The 16,463-nt window shown below is 49.9% G+C and carries 14 protein-coding genes; 10 read left to right on the plus strand and 4 right to left on the minus strand.

Annotated features, from left to right (window positions below; translation table 11 throughout):
- Nucleotides 1–188: 188 nt before the first annotated feature.
- A complete protein-coding gene (locus OGY13_RS24595) occupies nucleotides 189–791 on the minus strand; it encodes a short chain dehydrogenase (RefSeq protein ID WP_008785596.1) in 603 nt (200 codons plus the stop codon).
- Between the two features lie 98 nt (nucleotides 792–889).
- Between OGY13_RS24595 and OGY13_RS24600 the strand changes: the two genes are divergently transcribed.
- A complete protein-coding gene (locus tag OGY13_RS24600) occupies nucleotides 890–1,786 on the plus strand; it encodes a LysR substrate-binding domain-containing protein (protein ID WP_213752642.1) in 897 nt (298 codons plus the stop codon).
- Nucleotides 1,787–1,877: 91 nt separating this feature from the next.
- Here OGY13_RS24600 and OGY13_RS24605 read toward each other — a convergent pair whose 3' ends face one another.
- From OGY13_RS24605 to OGY13_RS24615, 3 genes are read right to left on the minus strand one after another with little or no spacing between them, the layout of a single operon-like run.
- Complete coding sequence (locus OGY13_RS24605) at nucleotides 1,878–3,392, minus strand: tripartite tricarboxylate transporter permease (protein WP_003826025.1); 1,515 nt, start codon at nucleotides 3,390–3,392, stop codon at nucleotides 1,878–1,880.
- A 10-nt stretch (nucleotides 3,393–3,402) separates the two neighbouring features.
- Nucleotides 3,403–3,837 (minus strand): tripartite tricarboxylate transporter TctB family protein, encoded by a 435-nt coding sequence (locus OGY13_RS24610; RefSeq protein WP_008321484.1) that lies wholly within the window; start codon nucleotides 3,835–3,837, stop codon nucleotides 3,403–3,405.
- 14 nt (nucleotides 3,838–3,851) lie between these two features.
- On the minus strand, nucleotides 3,852–4,829 hold the full coding sequence (locus tag OGY13_RS24615) for a Bug family tripartite tricarboxylate transporter substrate binding protein (protein WP_008785593.1): 978 nt from the start codon (nucleotides 4,827–4,829) through the stop codon (nucleotides 3,852–3,854).
- Nucleotides 4,830–4,982: 153 nt separating this feature from the next.
- On the opposite strand from OGY13_RS24615, the gene tctD reads away from it, so the two are divergent.
- From tctD to OGY13_RS24660, 9 genes are all read left to right on the plus strand, one after another.
- Entirely contained in the window at nucleotides 4,983–5,657 is a 675-nt protein-coding gene (gene tctD / locus OGY13_RS24620) for a transcriptional regulator TctD (protein WP_003826032.1), read from the plus strand.
- Nucleotides 5,644–7,056 carry a sensor histidine kinase gene (locus tag OGY13_RS24625; protein WP_213752643.1) on the plus strand — a complete coding sequence of 471 codons (1,413 nt, stop codon included), beginning with the start codon at nucleotides 5,644–5,646 and terminating at the stop codon, nucleotides 7,054–7,056. The genes tctD and OGY13_RS24625 overlap by 14 nt, the downstream gene beginning before the upstream one ends.
- Before the next feature lie 455 nt (nucleotides 7,057–7,511).
- Entirely contained in the window at nucleotides 7,512–8,927 is a 1,416-nt protein-coding gene (locus OGY13_RS24630; RefSeq protein WP_008785590.1) for an undecaprenyl-phosphate glucose phosphotransferase, read from the plus strand.
- Nucleotides 8,917–10,203, plus strand: coding sequence for an outer membrane beta-barrel protein (locus OGY13_RS24635; protein WP_213752644.1), 1,287 nt, complete (start codon nucleotides 8,917–8,919; stop codon nucleotides 10,201–10,203). The genes OGY13_RS24630 and OGY13_RS24635 overlap by 11 nt, the downstream gene beginning before the upstream one ends.
- Before the next feature lies 1 nt (nucleotide 10,204).
- Nucleotides 10,205–10,762 carry a polysaccharide biosynthesis/export family protein gene (locus OGY13_RS24640; RefSeq protein WP_003826038.1) on the plus strand — a complete coding sequence of 186 codons (558 nt, stop codon included), beginning with the start codon at nucleotides 10,205–10,207 and terminating at the stop codon, nucleotides 10,760–10,762.
- Nucleotides 10,763–10,764: 2 nt separating this feature from the next.
- Complete coding sequence (locus OGY13_RS24645) at nucleotides 10,765–12,894, plus strand: GumC family protein (protein ID WP_213752645.1); 2,130 nt, start codon at nucleotides 10,765–10,767, stop codon at nucleotides 12,892–12,894.
- Nucleotides 12,891–14,102, plus strand: a complete 1,212-nt coding sequence (locus tag OGY13_RS24650; protein WP_149608164.1) for a lipopolysaccharide biosynthesis protein — start codon at nucleotides 12,891–12,893, stop codon at nucleotides 14,100–14,102. The genes OGY13_RS24645 and OGY13_RS24650 overlap by 4 nt, the downstream gene beginning before the upstream one ends.
- The gene (locus tag OGY13_RS24655; protein WP_008785587.1) at nucleotides 14,099–15,469 is read left to right on the plus strand and encodes a hypothetical protein; all 1,371 of its coding nucleotides are present in this window, start codon (nucleotides 14,099–14,101) and stop codon (nucleotides 15,467–15,469) included. The genes OGY13_RS24650 and OGY13_RS24655 overlap by 4 nt, the downstream gene beginning before the upstream one ends.
- Before the next feature lie 4 nt (nucleotides 15,470–15,473).
- Complete coding sequence (locus tag OGY13_RS24660; RefSeq protein ID WP_079934238.1) at nucleotides 15,474–16,463, plus strand: glycosyltransferase family 2 protein; 990 nt, start codon at nucleotides 15,474–15,476, stop codon at nucleotides 16,461–16,463.

The raw sequence follows: 16,463 nt of genomic DNA on the forward strand, positions 1-16,463 counted from the left end.
ATTAAAAATATCTACATTTTTGGAAAACGCGCACAGAATGAACTTGTTTGTTTATTATTTGTGATCAAAAGCAACAAATATTTAACATTATGAAGGGTGTGGGTTAATGCGAGGGAAAAGATATAGTTTTTTTAAAACAGTGGGTTAATCACGCTGCCGTTGGTGATGAGTCAACGGCAGCGACAAAATCAGTAACCGACTTTATAAATACGCCCGGTTTGGATGCCTTCCACACTGCGGCGGTAGGCGTTGGCGACGGTGGTGGCGGGCACGCTTTCAAAGCCCGGGAAGAAACTGTCGTAAGCTTCGGCGGACTCACTCAGCACGGTCGGACTTATCAGGTTAATGCGTTGACCATGGCCCAGTTCACAGGCCGCGGCGCGAACAAATCCTTCCAGCCCGGCATTGATCGTTGCGGCGTTTGTCCCTTGGGCGATGGGCTCGTGGGCGATAATGCCGCTAATTAACGTTATCGATCCGCCATCATTCAGGAAATGCTGCCCGGTTAATGCCAGGCGTATCTGGCCTAATAGCTTATCCTGAAGCCCCTGATTAAAGTCCTGGTCGGTCATGGTCGACAGCGGCCCAAAGAACAGATTACCGGTGGCGGAAACGATCGCATCTACCCGACCGACTTTTTCAAACAAGGCCTCGACACTCTCCTGCGAGGTGATATCGACCTGGTAATCACCCTGAGTGCGACCCACGCGGACCACCTCATGTTTACGGCTCAATGCTTGCGTAACTGCGCGACCCACTGTACCACTGGCACCAATAATGACGATTTTCATAACCACCTCCGCAATAGTGTGAGCCGCTATTCTTTAATGAAAATGAAATCAGATAAACTGGCTAAAAGTTAGATGATTACTAACCAGGGGTTTGTAATATGGATAAACTGCGCGGCATGGAAACGTTTGTCGCCGTGGTGGAGAGTGGGAGCTTTACTTCTGCGGCGACGAGGCTCGAGATGTCTGCGGTGATGGTGGGAAAATATATCACCCAACTGGAAGCGCAGCTCGGCACGCGTTTGCTGGAGCGCAATACGCGCCGCCAGAGTCTGACCGATGCCGGACGCGTCTATTTTGAAGAAGCCCGTCGCGTGCTGGAGCAGGTATCGATAGCCGAACGTTCGGTAGAGCGTCTGCGGCTGGCACCTGCGGGGACGCTGCGCATTAGCGCGCCCACTTCTTTTGGCGCTTGCGTGATCTCGCTGCTGGCCGCTGCGTTTTTACAGACCTGGCCAGAGGTGCGTATTGAACTGGATCTCACCAACCGGATGGTTGATCTGGTGAATGAAGGTGTCGATCTGGCGATCCGCATTGGCGATATCCATCAGACTGACGTGGTGGCGAAATACCTGTGTCCCTACCGTATGGCAATTTGTGCTTCGCCAGATTATCTTGCTCGTCATGGCACCCCCCGGACGCCCGCGGATCTGGTGGATCATCTGTGCCTGTCCCATACCGTGTGGACGGCTCGCAACGAGTGGATACTGCCTGGCGTGACGGGGGAGGTCAGATGGAAGCGCGATGCGATCCTGCGCTGTAACGATGGTCATGGCCTGCGTATGGCGGCAGTAGCGGGGGCTGGGCTGTTATTACAACCTGAGGTGCTGCTGGCGCAAGAACTGGCTACGGGGAAATTGATTCGGATCCTGGAAGGGTTTACGCCGCAGCCGCGGCCAATTCATTTGCTGTGGCGACAGGATTTGCGTCCTTTGCCTAAGCTGACACGGTTTGTTGAACATGTGCTGGAAGGAACGCAGGGGCTGCGCGGAAAATAAAAATGCCGGATGGCGTTGCACTTATCCGGCCTACAACCGAGCCAAATTGTAGGCCGGATAGGGCGCAATAGCGCCGCCATCCGGCATATTATTAACCGATATCCACCTGCGGTTTGCTGTTGCGTTTACGGATCATGCGCAGCACCGGCGGGACCACGATAACCAGTACCGCCATCACCAGCAGCACTTTCGCCACGCCGCTGGCCCACAGAATATCCATACTGCCGTTACTGATAGACAACGCCCGGCGCAGGTTCTGCTCCAGCATTTCCCCGAGAACGAAGCCCAGAATCAATGGCGACATTGGGAAGTGCATTTTACGCAGGATGTAGCCCAGCACGCCAAGGGCGACCATCAATACCAAATCGAAGGTGGTGCTGTGAACGGCGTACACGCCAACCGCGGAAACTGCCGCGATAGCCGGTACCAAAAACCACAGCGGGATGGTCAGCATGCGGGTAAACAGACCGATCAGCGGAATGTTCATCACCAGCAGCATTACGTTAGCAATCAGCAGCGCTGCAATCAGTCCCCAAACGATATCCGGCTGCTCGGTAAACATGGCTGGCCCCGGGGTGATGTTGTACAGCGTCAGCGCGCCCATCATCACCGCCGTGGTACCGGAGCCCGGCACGCCGAGCGTCAGCATCGGAATAAAAGAGCCACAAGCCGAGGCGTTATTGGCGGCTTCTGGCGCCGCTACGCCACGAATATCCCCCTTGCCAAAGCTGTCGCTGTTGCCGCTGAGCTTTTTCTCGGTCATGTAGGTGATGGCACTGGCAATGGTGGCGCCAGCGCCAGGCAGAACGCCGACGAAAAAGCCAATCACTGATGAACGCAGGGTGGCCCCTACGCACTGTGCACCTTCTTTGGCGTTGAACAACATGCGGCCCGTTTTACGCACCAGCGTCTGGCCACTGCTGGTATGTTCCAGCATTAACAGTATTTCAGAGACAGAGAACAGCCCAATCACCACCACGATAAACTGCACACCGTCGGAGAGATGGACACTGTCAAAAGTAAAGCGATAAACCCCGGTGTTGGCGTCTACGCCGACGGTCGCAAGTCCGAGACCGATAAGCGCTGCCAGAAATGATTTCAGCGGATTTTGCGCCATCATGCTGCCGAGACAGGCAATGGCGAAAACCATTAAGGCAAAGTATTCCGCCGGACCGAAGGCCAGCGACCATTGGGCTAACGCCGGGGCAAACAGAATGATGCCCCCGATGGCGATAAGCGAACCAAAGAAAGAGCTGACCGCCGAGATAGAGAGCGCCACGCCGCCGCGTCCTTGCTGCGCCATCGGGTAACCATCCAGCGCGGTCATAATCGCCGCCGCATCGCCAGGAACATTCAGCAGAATGGAGGAGATGCGCCCGCCATATTCACAGCCTATGTAGACTGTAGCCAGCAGGATCAGCGCGGATTCTGCGGGCAGATGCAGCGCAAAGGCCAACGGCAGCAGAATCGCCACGCCGTTGATCGGCCCAAGTCCAGGCAACAAACCCACAATGGTGCCGACAAAACAGCCTATCAAGGCGATGACCAGGTTTTCCGGCGTCATTGCCACCGCGAAACCCTGAGAAAGATAAATCCAGGTATCCATCGTTTCTCCGTTAACCCAGCCAGGCGCCGAGTGGTAAGGTGACGTCAAGCAGTCGGTCAAAGGCATACCACAGCAGAATGCCGAGCACCGCGCCGGAAATACCCGCAGCCGGGATGGTTGCGCCGAACAGCATGCCAATCACCACGGTGAGAATGGCGGTGGCGATGGGAAAACCGAGCCACTCAAAACCCCAGGCGTACATCAACAGAACAATGACCATCGTCAGCAGCTTTTGCAGCACGTGGCGACGGGGCCAACTGATGGTGTCCGGATGGCGCAACAGCAGCGCCACGGCGCAGACCAGCATCAGACTGATAATGCCAAGCGGGAAGGGACGCGGCCCTACGGGTTCATAGCTGTATTCGCTGCTGATTTGCCAGGCCACGAACAGCCCGGCTATGCAGAGCAACAGCCAGATACCTGCGAAAATACGATCGCTCATCATCTTTGCCTCTGCGTTTACTTCGCCAGACCGAAGGCTTTCGCCTGCTCACGATAATCCGTGACCTGCTTTTTCACGTAGTCGTCGAGCTGTTTACCGCTCATGTTGAACTCAAACAGACCGCGCAGATCGCGCTGCTTTTTAAACTCATCGGTCTGCTGGAGTTTGTTAAAGGCATCAACCCACCACTGATACTCGGCGTCGCTGACTTTTGGCCCAACGTAGAAGCCACGAATGATAGGCCACACGAGGTCATAACCCTGCTCTTTAGCGGTTGGTACGTTGGCTAACTGGCCCGGCAGGCGTTCATCAGAGAACACTGCGAGCACGCGGATTTTGTCGCCGCTGAGGTAAGGCACCATCTCACTGAGATCGCCGGAAACCACCTGTACGTGATTTCCCATCAATGCGGTAACCGGTTCGCCACCGCCTTCAAAGGCCACGTAGCGCATCTTGTGCGGATCGACATTGGCTTTTTGCGCCAGCAACGCCGACTTCATCCAGTCCTGGCTACCGATAGAGGCGCCAGCACCAATGACCACGCTGTTGGGATCTTTTTCCATGGCTGTCAGCAGATCTTTCAGCGTCTTCCATGGCGCGTCCTGACGTACGGCAATCATGCCGTAATCGGTACCCACACTGGCCAGCCAGCGGACATCATCCACGCCGTAGCGACCAAACTTGCCCTGTGACAGATTCAGCAAGGAGCCGCCGGAGAAGGCCACCACGGTGCCTGCTTCAGCCGGGCGTTGGGCAACAATCGCGTTATAGGCCACAGCGCCAACGCCGCCGGGCATGTAGGTCACGCGCATCGGTTTTTCGATAGCGCCGGTTTCCATCAAACTCACCTGAATCAGCTTACAGGTGAGATCGAAACCACCGCCGGGTTTAGCAGGGGCGATACATTCAGTGCGCGACGGCGCTTGTTCTGCCAGTACAGAGGTACTCATCAGTAAAATGCTTGCAGTAAGGGTACGAAATAACTGTTTTTTCATTGTTTATCCTCACACCGGAAAACCGGATTTTCAGGTACGGAAGAAGATTTTTGTGATTATGTGAGCCGATGTGTAGCAGTTCGGTTGCGTGATTGTTAAAACATTAACCTTTCAATTCCCTTTCAATGCGGCAGAAACTTTACAGGATGTGATATGCGTCTCTTATTAGCGGAAGATAACCGTGAGTTAGCTCACTGGCTGGAGAAAGCGCTAGTGCAAAACGGTTTTGCCGTTGACTGCGTGTTTGATGGCCTGGCAGCCGACCATCTTTTACATAGCGAAACGTATGCGCTGGCGGTGCTGGACATCAATATGCCGGGGCTGGATGGCCTGGAAGTCGTTCAGCGGCTGCGCAAGCGCGGGCAGACGCTTCCTGTCCTGCTGCTGACGGCGCGTAGCGCGGTGGCCGATAGGGTGAAAGGGTTGAACGTCGGAGCCGATGATTATCTGGCAAAGCCGTTTGAAATCGAGGAACTGGATGCCCGACTGCGGGCCTTGCTGCGTCGCAGTGCGGGACAGGTGCAAGGCATACAGCAACTGGGGGAGCTGGCGTTTCACGATGAAGGCTATTTTCTGTTGCAGGGGCAGCCGTTGGCGCTCACGCCACGTGAACAGGCGCTGTTGACGGTGCTGATGTACCGTCGGTTACGGCCGGTTTCACGTCAGCAGTTGTTTGAGCAGGTCTTCAGCCTGAGTGATGAGGTTAGTCCTGAAAGCATTGAGCTGTATATCCATCGCTTACGTAAAAAGCTACAGGGAAGCGATGTGCGTATTGCTACGCTGCGTGGTCTGGGCTATGTGCTGGAGCGTAGCGATGAAGTGGGTTAAACCCCAATCGTTGTACCTGCAACTGCTGATGTTTCTGGGCCTGCCGCTAATGTTGCTGTGGGGCCTGTCGGCATTCAACAGCTATGTCAGTGCGCTACAGGCGGCGACCCAGGCGTATGACCGGACACTACTCTCATCCGCCAGGACCGTCTCCGAGCGGCTGGTGGTGCGCAATAAACAGCTGGAAGTGAACGTGCCATGGGTAGTGCTGGACAGCTTTGAACTGAATATGAACGACCGACTGTATTACAAAGTGGTTGATCCGGCGGGGAAGGTTATCTCGGGTTATGACGATTTACCGGCGATGCCGCCTGCTACCTCGCGCACGCGTCTTTACCCGGCGCTGGCATGGTTTTATCACACCGAATATCGCGGTGAGGCAATCCGCGTGGCGCGTCTGCTGCAGCCCGTCAACGAAGGCGGCATTGTCGGCATGGCGGAGATTTATGTTGCCGAAACGCTGCAATCGCGGCGTTATCTGGCGCGACAGCTGCTGTTTTCCTCGTGGGTTTCGCAAGGACTGCTGGTGTTACTGACTCTGGTGCTGGTTGGCTGGCTGCTGCGCCGGGTGCTACGCCCGATGCGCCAGCTGTCATCGCTGATGGTGCGTCGTGAGCCAGGCCTGCTGACGCCGCTGCCGGAGCTGCTGCCGTGGTCGGAAACCCGTCTGCTGATTGTGGCATTCAACCGTTATCTGGACCGACTTCGCGGTCTGATCTCTCGCCAGGAGCGCTTCAGCGCGGATGCTTCCCATCAGCTCAAAACGCCGTTGGCGGTACTGAAAACTCAGGCATCGGTGGCTCTCGCCAGCGCCGAACCGCGGCAATGGTATGAGAGTTTACAAGCCATGAGTAGCACGCTCGATAATACCATTCAACTGACGGAGAGGCTGTTGCAGCTGTCTGCGGTGAAGCGCAAAGAGCAGGGGGAAAGGCATTTCTCGCCGGTTAATCTGTATGAGGTGGTGCAAACCAGCTGTTTTACCCGACTGGCGCAGTCGCGTAGTAAAGGGATCGATCTGGGCTATGAAGGGGAACAGGACGCGGTGTGGGTCGAGGGAGATGAAGTGCTGCTCGGCGAGCTGTGTGGGAATCTGCTGGATAACGCACTGAAATACACGCCACCGCAGGGGATGGTGACCGCCCGGCTGCAACGAGAAGGAGAGGCCGTGGTGCTGGTGGTCGAAGATAGCGGGCCGGGCATAGATGAGCAGATGGTTCATCAGGCCCTGCTACCGTTTCATCGTCTTGATAACGTAGGCAATCTCCCAGGCGCCGGGATCGGCCTGGCGCTGGTCAATGATATTGCTCGTCTGCATCGCACGCATCCTCAGCTAACGCGTAGTGAGACATTAGGTGGGCTGAGGGTTCGGGTACGCTTTTTAAGCGTTACCGCATGAGGTATTCATGATGATGATATTTGTTGTTTAATTATAATAAAAGGTAATTAATTGTATTATTAATATCATTTGAAATGTTGTCGTAAGGCAGCTGTTTTTATTTTAATTACTGTATTAAACAGCACCTCTAAGGTGATTCAACGTCACTAAAACAATACTTTTGTGCAATTTATCATACATAAAACACTTTTTTCATAGACCATGGGATGTTATCTGTCAATAGCGAAAATGTTGTTAAAGGTTATCTTTTTTGCTGAGGTAGATAAAACTTCTATTGATATCATCTGCATTAAAATCATATAGATACGATTTCACTGGGGAGTATTGTCACAGTAATGAGTATTATTTTTTACATTTACTGACAATGTACCATTGCGTTTTTTAGACTTGTGATATAATTAGCAACATGAAATGAGAAAAAAACAATTAAAGATCAATAAATAATGGGCTGAGATATGCTTAAAAAATCGCTAAAGATTAGCAGCCAAGGATATCCAGTCTTTTTAAAACTGGTCGATTTCATTGTTATCAATGTGACGTTAATTTTTAGCGCCCATCTGCTGGGTTTGGTGCCCTTTAACACCATTGCCATTTTGAGTCTTCTCTTCTCAATCTTTTTCTTGCTGTTTGCTGAATACATTAAAATGTACCAGCAAAAGATTAAGACGATCGGTTTACGTAATCAAAAGCGCTTGGTTTTTTGTACGCTGCTGGCGATTTTTTTTAACGAACTGGTCAGTATGACGGTGGCTGAACCTGAGTCACTGGGCTACTTAGACAGACTGCCTTCCCCTTTTTATTCAGCCATTATTTACTGGTACTTCATTCCATTACCTTTTCTTTACTACATTCGTTTTTTTATTTTTAAGTATTCAACGAAAAAGAGTATCCGTGTGGCGATTATTGGTCTGACCGACAATGGTCTGGCCGCAGAAACCGCGCTAATGAATGAATACGCCAATATCACATTAGATCTGGCCTTTTATGATGAGCGCGCCTTATCTCGCTGTGGCGATGTCGTTGATAAGGTTAAAAGCCCCTTTCGTGGTCCGGTGATCAATCTGGTCGAGGAAGCCAAGAAGGGAAACATAGACGAAATCTATATTGCTTTACCGATGGTTGCTTTACATCGCATTCGTCACTTTTTGGCCATGATGTCAGACACCACCGTAGATACCTATATTGTCCCTGACTTTTATACCTACAGTAACAACATGTCCAAGTTACGCTCCATCCACAATCTGCAAACTATCGGTATCTTTAGTTCACCGTTCGAAGGGGCGGGCTCGTTTATTAAGCGGGCGGAAGATTTGGTTCTTGGCAGCATCATTATGGTGATGATTTCCTCCCTGATGCTGGCGATTGCCATTGGTATCAAACTCACGTCCCGTGGGCCGGTTTTTTTCAAACAGGACCGCTATGGCTTGAGTGGGCAAAAAATTAAGGTCTGGAAGTTTCGTTCTATGCGCGTCATGGAGAATTCCGATACGGTTATTCAGGCCACTAAAAACGATCCGCGGGTAACCAAATTCGGGAGCTTTTTGCGCCGCACTTCGCTGGATGAACTTCCGCAATTTATTAACGTTTTACAGGGAAGTATGTCGATTGTCGGTCCCAGACCTCATGCGGTTACGCATAATGAGCAGTACCGCAAACAGGTCGAAAATTACATGATTCGCCATAAAGTTAAGCCAGGGATCACTGGGCTTGCGCAGATCAACGGATTCCGCGGGGAGATCGATGCGCTTTATAAGATGGAAAAAAGGGTTCAGTACGATATTGAGTACATTCAAAACTGGTCGTTATGGCTGGATATAAAAATTATTATTAAAACTATTTTCAAAGGATTTGTCGGTAAGAATGCATACTAAATTACTCGTTATTACCGGAATCGTGATATCGCAGTCCGCATGGGCTGATTTAACGCCGAAATCACACATTGGCTTTGCGGGGATAGACTTCCAGAGCAAGGTCGCTGTGGACTATGGTTATAATGATAACGTGTCTTATCAGCCACATAGCAGCGATGCTATCGGTTCCTCGTTTCAGAGTGCGGCGCCCGTTCTGAGTATGATTGGAGAGCGTGGTCAGGATAAGTATTTGCTGATGTACTCTGGGGATTATCGTAACTACTCAAGCGATTCTGCTGATAACTACAACGATCATTTTTTTCGTTTTAACGGTGCCTGGCGGTATGGGCTCAAGCATGGCTTAACCCTCAATCTGGAGGATTCGCTTGGGCATGAATCCCGCGGTCGTGACATCACCGAGGGGTTTCTACCGAGTCAGTTTGAGCAGTATGGGATTAAATCTCCGCTGACGACGAATTTTATCAATAGTGAATTGCGCTACAGCTACGGTGCGCCTGATGGTCGCGGCAAAGCGGAACTGGCGTTGTTATACAAAAAACTGACTTTCGGTAACACCTCTGATGTTCGGGACAGCAGTGAGGACTTCTACAATTATATTCAGGAACAGGAATGGCATGAAAATAGCCTGATAGCGGAAGTTTTTGACCAATACTCATCCAGAACGCGCTTTCGCTATAGCTTTATTACTAACCAGCGTCGCTATGATAACAACTCAGATAAAGACACTAATGAGTATTATTTACTGTATGGCCTGAAGTCGCAGTTGACGGGGAAAACCAATGTCGACATGAATATTTCATGGCTGTATAAAACATTTGAAAACAACGCAAACTCGCATGATTTTAATGGTCTAAACTGGGACATAAAAGCGGAGTGGAAGCCGTTACAGCAGTCTGTTTTCACGGCCCACTCTGCGCAAAGCATTAAAGACCCATCGGAAGTTGGGGGATATATTTTAGTGACCCAGTATGGCCTTTCTTACCAGCATTTCTGGTTAGGCACTCGTTTTTCTACTTTATTGGACTACTCATTCACTTCGGAAGACTATAAAAAACAGAACAAGGATCGACATGATAAAGATGGCGTGTTTAGCGTCACCATGAGCTATGACTACACGCCGTCGGTTAATTTTGAGATTAAATATCAGATAGATACATTAAATTCGAATAAGGATACTGACTCGTTTTATATCGGTCCCAACGACAATCAGGAAGTCATTAGAACGTTGGGTTATGATAATTCTATGATTATGCTTAAAGCTAAGGTTCAGATCTAAAATGAAAATAATAGAACTGTGCGCGGTTTTGCTATTCAGTATCCTGTTGGTCGGATGCACAGCGTCCAGCCCGCGATTAATGGACGATCCTGCTACTGTTCAGCAGGATTACCGACTTGGGGCGGGGGATACGGTCAATATCGCTGTTCATGGTCAACCCGATATGACGATGCGGTTTATTTTGGATAAGAGCGGGGAAATTAATTTCCCGTTTGTTGGTGCTCTTAAATTACAAGATAAAACCGTTGATCAAGTGACTAAAGAATTAACTCAACGCCTGACCGGAGATTATTTTACATCTCCAATGGTGACGGTGAGTATTGCCGAGTTCCGCAAATACTATGTTTCAGGTGAGGTAAAAAGTCCAAATGGCTTCGCCTATGAGCCAGGGCTTACCGTCGAGAAATCTATTGCGCAGGCGGGTGGATTTACAGATCGTGCTGACCGAAAAGATATCAACATTCGCCTGTCAGGGAGCAATCAGCTGCTTGAGAATGTCGATTTAACGCACTCTGTTCATCCTGGGGATGTCGTGATTATTGGCATGGGGTTCTTCTGACGATGAAACTATCAATAGTGGAAAACGGCAAAAAACGAGAAAGCAGTGTCGAATTCTCCCGCTTTGCCAAAGAGCTGAAAAAGAACGCCTGGAAAATCGCGCTGGCCGGTATCGTTGCCGGGGTCGTCGCGTATCCGTTAATCAGCATGATGTCCTCAAAGTATGTTTCAACGGCGACGGTGCTGATTAAGGCGCAGGCTGATAACGTTTCTCCGTTTCCACAGGTTGATGGTTTCGATTCAACACGCAGTGGTTACTACGAAACACAATATGCGTTGATGCATTCACGTATTGTGCTGGAGCAAGCCGTACGTGATATGAAGCTGGATGAAAACCCGGAGTTTACCGGGGAAAAAGCCGGTGCTCAGGGGGCTGATAGCAATGAAAGTCGACAACTGAGAATGGAGCAAGCGCTGAAAACGTTATCGAAAAACCTGAATGTCATCGGTATTCGCACGACGAACCTGGCTTCCATTACCTATGAATCAACTTCGCCTCAGGTTGCGGCTGATATTGCCAACGGCGTCGTGCAGGCTTTCATCAACTACACGGTGGAGCAGAAACGTCTGAAGGTGGAGAAAGCTCGCGAACTGAATTTTGAAAAAATGGAAGAGATTCAGAAGTCGATAGCTAAGCAAAAAGTCGAGATGGACAGCTATCTGAAAAATGCCGGACTGCTGACCTTCCGCGGTATCGATGGTTTTGAAACCGAGCAGTTAAGTATCGTAACTAATCGCCTGGCCGATGCGACCCAGCGTCGGGTTGCCGCTGAATCCGTCTATAACGAGGTGAACGGGGGAGGTAAGTCCATTGAGAGCGTTATCTCGCTGCCTTCGGTCTCTAACCACGCTCAGATCCAGGATTTGCGCATTGCGTTGATTCAGGCGCAACGAACGTTGTCCGAACAGCGTAAAGTCTATGGGCCAAAAAATCCCGCTATTTTAAAAGCCGAGGCCGATGTTCAGTCGATCCAAAGCCAGACCGGACGAGTGTTGGGCGAGCTGAAAGTCGGTTTACGTCAGCAATATCTGGCGGCGCTGGCGGACGAAAAAAACTATCAACAGCAAGTGATTGAGCAGAAAGAGATCTTCCAGAAAATGGCGTCAAAACGGGATGCCTGGAACAGTCAAAAGCTGTCGTTAGATAAAATGGAAGACCTGTATAAATCGCTTTATCAACGTACTCAGGAGCTGTCGCTGTCCGGCGTGAATGCCGATGCGGTGTTATACGACCCTGCGGTACCCGCGTTAAAACCGGCGAAACCGAATAAATCTTTATTGTTGCTGATGGTGGTCATGCTGGTGGTGGTGTTCAGCATCATGTATTTCATTGTCAAAGCGGCAATGGATAACTCAATCGGTACCCTTAGTCGCATGAAAAAACGGCTCAATGTTGTTCCGTTGGGTGAAATTCGTCGTTTTAGCGGAACCTCAGGGCGCGCGCAGGTGCGGGATATGATCATGAAGAACCCGCTTAATGCCGATATTGTGCACGGTATCCGTACCCGGATTATGCTGGATAATCGACCTTTACAGACGCTCGCCGTGGCGTCGACGGAGCACGGTGATGGGCGTTCTTTGTTGGCGAATCTGTTAGCGAACTCTTTTAGTTTCGACCAGAAAACACTGCTTATTGATGCAGATTTCTTTAACACTGGTGGGCTCACATCCGAGCTGGCGTCAGCTACATCCGCAGGCTTAGCGGAACTGCTGCGCGGGGAGACAGAGCTTGAACAGGCGAGGATCAAACTCAGTGATAATCTCGACTTTATTCCACACGGCAAGAACACCATCTCATCTTTACTGATGCTGTCTTCGGAGCATGTTGAACTCTTAATGCGCGAGTTGAAATCGCATTATCAGCGCATCATTATTGATGTTGCTGCCGTGAACCAGAGCCTGGATGTTCAACTGATCAAACGTGCCGTCGATGGCGTTGTTTTCATTGTGAAAGCCGGGGCGGGGTCCGCGGGACAAATCGCCAACGCGCTGGATAAGATCGAGGAAAATAACGGCGTGGTGATTGGTGCGGTGCTCAATGCAGTTGAAGAAAAGGATCTTGAGACGCAAGAGGGTCTGCGTTCACTGAACTTCAGTACCGATCAACTGATGGCAACGCCAGGCCGCGTATGAGTCTACTGAAGAGCGCTTCCACAATAGCCGGTTCATCAGTCATCTCGCAGTTGATTGGTGCACTGTCTATTTGGTTGATTTCACACAAGTACGATATGGCTGAAGTGGGGCTTTATGCGCTCAACTACAGCATCGCCGTGGTGGGCGCTCAGGTGTGTACCTTTGCATCACAGCTGTTAATTCCTAAACAGCAGGATGACGAACTGGTGCAGAATGTCGTGTTTTGCTTAATACAAAGCACGATCATTGCCTTACCGTACGCAGTGCTGACCGCGTGGCTGTTTCACCAGAACATTCTGTTCCTCTATTTACTGACGCTGGCAACGGCGTGGGTTTTAATCTCGGAAAACCTGTCGCTACGCACGGCTAACTTTCGTTTTCTGATCTTCCAGCGCATTTCTGTTTCTGTGGTCGTTGTACTTTCCGTCCTTCTTACGCACCATGTACAGCTGTTTTATTGGTCGTGGGCCTGCGCGACGATGGTGCTGACCATAAGCTGTATTTTGCATTCGTTTGATATTCGTTCGGTGGCAGCCAGACATCTGCGACCCGCCAGTAATTGGCATTTTTTCAAACAGAATATTCATCACATTACCAAAGTGGGCAGCGCGGAAGTGCTGGCGATGGCCAGCAGCAATTTGCCTATTATGCTGATTAACTTTTGGTTCTCGGCGCTGACGGCGGGTTATTTTTCCGTGGTTAGCCGCTTTTGCCTGGCGCCGGTGGTGATCATCGGGAATGCGGTGCGCAATACTATTTTTTCTAAATGGTCTATCGACTTCAGAAATAATACCTTCAACTATCAGGAGTATACCAGGGTACGTATGCTATTGCTGGTACTAGGGGTTATCTGTACCCTTGGGGTTTTTATTTTCTATCCGATTGTGATGCGCCTCGGCTTTAGCGAAGACTGGATAAACTCCATTGAGACGTCACGCTACATGTTGCCCTATTTATTCCCGGCGCTGGCGATAAGCCCTCTGACGGTGATAGAGCTTATTTTTGGTTCCCATCGCTATTTTCTGCGTATCCAACTGGAACAGCTGGCGATTGTACTCTTCGCTTTTGTTGTGACGCCCTATTTTTATAAAGATTATGCAACGTCGGTCATCTTGTTTTCTTCACTGACATTTATTCGCTACGCCTTCATTTATCTGAAAATGAATAAGCGGGCCAATCTCCTGAAAGACAAGCCGGTGATACTATGACGCTGAATACCGGATACTATTTACAGGTTTATACCTTTGTCACGCTGATCCTGTGTGGCCTGGTGCAATACTTTACCGGCATGCAGTCAGTGCTGTGGATACCTTTTTTCCTCACCTTATTGATGGTGGGATTATTGGTGATGCAGACGCGTGATGGCTCCTTACATTTGGATGCCCAGGAGACGATTGTCCTGGCGTTGTACTTTTCGTTTCTGGTGCTGGCTGGAGCATCGACGCTGATTCAGGGCGGGATCACCGTCGCGATTGTGGCATTTAAAAACGAAATTGCGCTGTCGCTGGTGATGATCTGTTTGCTGCTGGGCTTTTGCCGGGAATCACAGATTTACCGCGCAACGCGCTATCTGTATTGGGTGTTTTACGCACAGATTCCGGTAATGATATATCAGGTTTTACTGGTTGTTCCCCAGCGCGTTGCGGTGCGCGGCGAAGATGAGAAATGGGACTCCGTGGTTGGCACATTTGGCGGTGACCCTATGGGAGGCGGGAATACTGCCGCAATGGGTTTGTTTTGCCTGTTAATTATGTTGTTAAAAGTCTCCGAATATAAGCATGGGCTCACCACGTTCAAGTCCATGGCGCTGCATATTGTTCTCGGTATCGGGTTATGCATCATTGGTGAAGTGAAGTTTGTCATCCTGCTATCGCCTATATTCCTGGCGTGGGTGTGGCTTTCACCGAGCTACGTCAAAGACGTTAGTAAGGTCAATCTGAAGACGTTGTTGGTTATTGTGGCGGGAATGCTGTTGCTTATTAGCCTGTCGATTGTGATCCTCGCGTACTATTATTCTACGGCGTTCGGCGGCGATCCGTCGAAAAGCTCGTTAAGTATTTTTATCGACTCCTTAAGCTATATCTTTGATCCGAACTATATTATGTCTACCGGTGAATTAGGGCGCTTTACGACGTTCCTGTTCTGGTTGAAAAATAACGATCTGTGGGGGCTTTCAGGAACGTTATTTGGCTATGGACTCAATGCAACTAACAGTGGTAGTACGGTGTCGCCGGGCTTTTTGAATATTATCTACAACTTAATTCTCGACTCGACTTCCCTGAGTATGCTGCTGTGGGAAGTTGGGGTGATCGGCACGTTACTCTTTATTAGCTTATTCATTTATATCCTGAAAGTTTGTCAGCCAAAGCCATTACTGACGCTTGAACAACTGGACCAGCAGGATCTCCAGTTATTGAGCTTTGCACCGGCGTTTAACGCTTTTGCTATCAGTTGCTTAATTAGCTTACCTTACAGCCAGATACTGATGATTACACCGATGTTACAATTCCTGTTCTATTTATCACTAGGATCAAGTTTAGTGATTCGTCGAACCGTCCTTCGCTGTGTAGGGTAATTGTATGGACCAAAAACCGTTTATTTCAGTGAGTATTAAAACACTCAATGAATCTGAATGTATTGAGAAAACGATCGACAGTATTCGCCGGCAGCTTGTTGATTATCCGCATAAAATTATAGTGGCAGATAGTCTGTCAACGGATAACACCCAACAGCTTGCTATCGATAAAGGGGCGACCGTGGTGTCCTTAACTAACCCAGACGATCGCTGCTGCGGCGTCGGGCATCAGTTAGGTTATCTGTATAGTGAAGGGGAATATCTGCTACTGATGGACGGCGACATGGAGCTGGAAGAGGGCTTTGTGGATCAGGCCGTCGCGTTTTTGCAGGCCGAACCGGAATATGCAGGCGTCGCGGGAACCGTTGAAATGGACGATGCTGTTAACTATGAATTTAAATCGCGTAAGCAGCGTATTAATAAAATTTATCCGCTCGGGGATAGTGACCATTTAGGCGGTGGCGGGTTATATCGCCGATCTGCAATTGAAAAAATTGGTTATCTTACCAACCGTAATTTGCATGCTTATGAAGAAGCCGAACTGGGCCTGCGTTTGCGCGATGCGGGTTATAAACTGCGTCGTCTGAATATTCCGTATTTTATTCATACTTCCCATACTATGCCGACCTTTCAGATGCTCAAGCACCGCTGGAAAAGCGGATACTATCAGGCTCCGGGCGAGCTTTTACGTTGTGCCTGGGGAAAACCTTATTTCGGCAAAGCGTTAAAAATGGTCAGGAACGAAGCGATTTTTTCTGTTTATCTGATTGCTTTGTTCATTGCGGCGGTGACCTTCAATCTCGAACTTTTCGACATTGCCTTTTTGCCGTTGCTTGCGTTTATTGTCCTGAAAACCGTGCAGAATCGATCGTTATTGAACGGATTGCAGAGCGTAATGAACCTGGCCGTGCTTTCAGCCGGGCTGGTTAAAGGCTTGACTAAACCAGTACGCGATCCGTTGACTCCGCCTGACAGTAAAATCATTCATGAATAA

This window comes from Citrobacter sp. Cpo045 (genome assembly GCF_030332875.1).
Taxonomy (GTDB): Bacteria; Pseudomonadota; Gammaproteobacteria; order Enterobacterales; family Enterobacteriaceae; genus Citrobacter; species Citrobacter portucalensis.

What these genes read in the sequence shown, in the direction of transcription:
- OGY13_RS24595 (WP_008785596.1), bottom strand. Translation starts at nt 791, where the DNA reads ATGAAAATCGTCATTATTGGTGCCAGTGGTACAGTGGGTCGCGCAGTT.
- OGY13_RS24600 (WP_213752642.1), top strand. Translation starts at nt 890, where the DNA reads ATGGATAAACTGCGCGGCATGGAAACGTTTGTCGCCGTGGTGGAGAGT.
- OGY13_RS24605 (WP_003826025.1), bottom strand. Translation starts at nt 3,392, where the DNA reads ATGGATACCTGGATTTATCTTTCTCAGGGTTTCGCGGTGGCAATGACG.
- OGY13_RS24610 (WP_008321484.1), bottom strand. Translation starts at nt 3,837, where the DNA reads ATGATGAGCGATCGTATTTTCGCAGGTATCTGGCTGTTGCTCTGCATA.
- OGY13_RS24615 (WP_008785593.1), bottom strand. Translation starts at nt 4,829, where the DNA reads ATGAAAAAACAGTTATTTCGTACCCTTACTGCAAGCATTTTACTGATG.
- tctD (WP_003826032.1), top strand. Translation starts at nt 4,983, where the DNA reads ATGCGTCTCTTATTAGCGGAAGATAACCGTGAGTTAGCTCACTGGCTG.
- OGY13_RS24625 (WP_213752643.1), top strand. Translation starts at nt 5,644, where the DNA reads ATGAAGTGGGTTAAACCCCAATCGTTGTACCTGCAACTGCTGATGTTT.
- OGY13_RS24630 (WP_008785590.1), top strand. Translation starts at nt 7,512, where the DNA reads ATGCTTAAAAAATCGCTAAAGATTAGCAGCCAAGGATATCCAGTCTTT.
- OGY13_RS24635 (WP_213752644.1), top strand. Translation starts at nt 8,917, where the DNA reads ATGCATACTAAATTACTCGTTATTACCGGAATCGTGATATCGCAGTCC.
- OGY13_RS24640 (WP_003826038.1), top strand. Translation starts at nt 10,205, where the DNA reads ATGAAAATAATAGAACTGTGCGCGGTTTTGCTATTCAGTATCCTGTTG.
- OGY13_RS24645 (WP_213752645.1), top strand. Translation starts at nt 10,765, where the DNA reads ATGAAACTATCAATAGTGGAAAACGGCAAAAAACGAGAAAGCAGTGTC.
- OGY13_RS24650 (WP_149608164.1), top strand. Translation starts at nt 12,891, where the DNA reads ATGAGTCTACTGAAGAGCGCTTCCACAATAGCCGGTTCATCAGTCATC.
- OGY13_RS24655 (WP_008785587.1), top strand. Translation starts at nt 14,099, where the DNA reads ATGACGCTGAATACCGGATACTATTTACAGGTTTATACCTTTGTCACG.
- OGY13_RS24660 (WP_079934238.1), top strand. Translation starts at nt 15,474, where the DNA reads ATGGACCAAAAACCGTTTATTTCAGTGAGTATTAAAACACTCAATGAA.